The following is a 3,076-nucleotide window of genomic DNA, read 5'->3' on the forward strand; positions in this document are numbered from 1 at the left end:
GCCGACGACCAGCATCAGCGGCAGCAGGAACCGGAGCGACAGGCGCATCCGGTCGACGTTAGCCGGACGCCCTCCGAGGGTCTGTCGGACAAACCCCTAACCCGGGTCCGGTGCGTGGCCGGGCGCCCGGCGCGAGCGCAGCACGTTGGCGGCGAGCATCGCGCCGACGATGACGAAGCCGGCGAGGTTCAGCCAGAACTGGTTGAACACCAGCACGATCCCGCCGATCGACAGCAGCGCCTGTTCGACGCGCGTGATCGAGGTCGCGAAGTGGCGCGAGAAGGCGGCCGACAGCGCGAGGATGCCGACGACGCCCGCGACGAGCGCGGAGACGAACGCGCTCCAGGTGAAGTCGATGAACAGCAGCGCCGGCGTGTAGGTGAACATGAACGGCACGAGCGCCTTGCCCATCGAGAGCCGGAACGCGGTGAGGCCGGTGCGCATCGGCTCCGATCCGGCGATGCCCGCGGCGGCGTAGGCGGCGAGCGCGACCGGCGGCGTCACGTCGGCGAGCACGCCGTAGTAGAAGACGAAGAAGTGGGTGGCGAGCAGAGGCACGCCGAGCGTCGCGAGCGCGGGGGCGGCGATCGACGCGAGGATGATGTAGGTCGGCGTCGTCGGGATGCCGGTGCCCATCAGGATGCAGGCGATCGCGACGAAGATGAGGCCGAAGAACACCTGAGCGCCGTTCTGGGTGATCGTTCCGGTCGGATCGATCGCGCGGATCGCCGTGCCCGCCTGTCCGGCGAGGTCGACGACCGCGCCCGAGAACTTGAATCCGAGCCCGGAGAGCGTCAGCGTGCCGAGGATCAGGCCGACGCACGCGCACGCCGCACCGATCGCGAGCGCGTACTTGGCGCCCTCGGACAATCCTTCGACGAGCGGTCCCCAGGTGAGCGTGCGGCCCTGCAACTCGCCCCAGCCGAGCTTCCGCGCGATGAGCGGAATGTAGGAGCAGACGAAGCACAGCACGATGCCCCAGAACGCCGACAGGAACGGCGTGTAGTCGAGCAGCAGCATCGTCACCAGCGCGATGAGCGGGAACACGAGGTGCCAGCTCTCGCCGATCACGCGCGAGAGTTTCGGGATCAGATGCGGCTCGACGCCTTTCAGCCGCAGCCGCTTCGCCTCGAGATGGACCATCGTGAGGCAGGCGAAGTAGTGGAACAGCGCCGGTACGATCGCGACGATCACGAGGAGCTTGTAGGGCACGCCGAGGAGTTCCGCCATCACGAACGCGGAGGCGCCCATCACCGGGGGCGTGACCTGCCCGCCGCAGGACGCCGAGGCTTCGACGGCGCCGGAGAACCGCGCGGAGAAGCCGTATTTCTTCATCAGCGGGATCGTCAGCGACCCGGTCGTCACCGCGTTGGCGATGGCGGAGCCCGAGATCATCCCGAAGAGTCCGGACGAGACGACACTGGCCTTCGCCGGCCCGCCCGAGAACCGTCCCGCCACGATCGTCGCCAGGTCCATGAACAGGCGGCCGAGCCCGGTGATCTGCGCGAGGATCCCGAACAGCACGAAGTGGAACACGTAGGTGGCGACGACGCCCACCGCGATTCCGTAGATGCCTTCGGTGCCCACGTAGATGTGGTTGACGACGCGGTCGACCGGATAACCGCGGTGCGCGAGGATGCCGGGCATGTGCCGGCCGAGGAGCGCGTAGAGCAGGCAGGTCATGCCGATCGCGGGCAGCAGCGGGCCCATCGTGCGCCGCGTCGCCTCCATCACGATCACGATCGCGAGCACGCCCATCATGTAGTCCTGCGCGATCGGTGCGCCGACGCGACCGATGAACACGTCGTCGAAGAAGACGAGGAAGTACCCGGAGATCGATGCGGCGCAGGCGGCGAGCGGCCAGTCGAGCCAGGACACGCGATCGCCGGTGCCCCCGAACTGCGGGAACGGGAGCGAGATGAGCGCCACCAGCGCGATGAATCCGACGAAGGCCGCGCCGTTCCGGACCTCGCCCAGCGTCGAGAGCCGGTCGACCAGCGACCACGCGAGATAGACGTAGAACGCGGAGAAGACGAGGCTCCAGCCCCAGGCCTTCGCCGCGTCGGCCGTGCGTTTCGGCAGCGCCGGACGCGGGAACACGAGGAAGATCAGGCCCAGCACCAGCGCGAGATGGAACGAGCGGTGCTTGATCTCGTCCAGCAGTCCGAATCCGGCGGTGTAGATGTGGAACGACGACAGGACGACCGCGATCGTGGTGACGAAGAGCCCGATCGGGCCGACCAGCTTGCGGAAATTCGATTCCGCGTCGTAGGCGCGGATGAGTTCGGCCTGCTTCTCCTGCGAGACGGCCTCGATCGAGTCGGTGAGCGCGCCGCCGTGCGGCGACGGTGCGTGGGCGCGGTCGTGCCTGCTCATCGCGGAACGTGGTTCAGCGCGCGCCGAAGCCGGTGGGGCCGGTGAGGCACGGTCCCGGTCGCGCACTGAGTGCGACGGCGCGATTGCCCCACTGGGCGAGGTTCACCGGACGCGGGTCGCCTTCGGCGACGAGGCGCCACCGCTGGTCGGCGTGCACGCGCATCGCGATCGTATGGAATCGGCGCGCCATCGAGACCACCCACGCATCGCCGTCGCGGCGCCATTGCCCGCCCGCGTCCGCTTCGGTCGGGAGGCCCGGGCCGTGCCGGCGGAAGCGGATCTCGGTCTCGACGATGGCGTCGCCCTCCACGCGGTAACGCTCCTCGACCGGGGTGCGCGTGACCGAATGCACGTAGGACACCGTGAACGCTTCGCGTCCTGCCTCGACCTGCGCGAGCGGCCGGCCGTCGGGGTGCGAGGCGATGGCGAGGCAGGCCGTGTCGGCGCCCGCAGCGGCGAAGGCGAGGCCCGGGACGAGCAGGAGCCCGATCCCGGGCCCGGGCATCACTTGATGAGGCCCTTCTCGCGGTAGTAGCGCTCCGCGCCCGGATGCAGCGGGATCGATACCGACAGCAGCGCCGTCTTGAGCGAGATCTCCTTGCCCTTCGGGTGCACTTGGCCCAACGTCGCGGTGTTCTCGTAGAGCGCCTTGGTCACCTCGTAGGCCATCGCGTCGGAGAGTCCGTCGTGCGTCGCCCAC

3 protein-coding genes are annotated in these 3,076 nt (G+C 69.0%); all 3 read right to left on the reverse strand.

The genetic code is table 11. The annotated features are described in order from the left end of the window. Positions 1-96: 96 nt before the first annotated feature. The gene (locus tag HS109_20710; GenBank protein ID MBE7524769.1) at positions 97-2,376 is read right to left on the reverse strand and encodes a TRAP transporter permease; all 2,280 of its coding nucleotides are present in this window, start codon (positions 2,374-2,376) and stop codon (positions 97-99) included. Positions 2,377-2,389: 13 nt separating this feature from the next. Beyond that, entirely contained in the window at positions 2,390-2,881 is a 492-nt protein-coding gene (locus tag HS109_20715) for a DUF1850 domain-containing protein (protein MBE7524770.1), read from the reverse strand. Continuing rightward, positions 2,881-3,076 (reverse strand): immunogenic protein (locus tag HS109_20720; protein ID MBE7524771.1); only part of this gene is annotated, 196 nt, incomplete at its 5' end. The genes HS109_20715 and HS109_20720, both read right to left, overlap by 1 nt.

The sequence above is a fragment of the Burkholderiales bacterium genome (assembly GCA_015075645.1).
Lineage (GTDB): Bacteria > Pseudomonadota > Gammaproteobacteria > Burkholderiales > Casimicrobiaceae > VBCG01.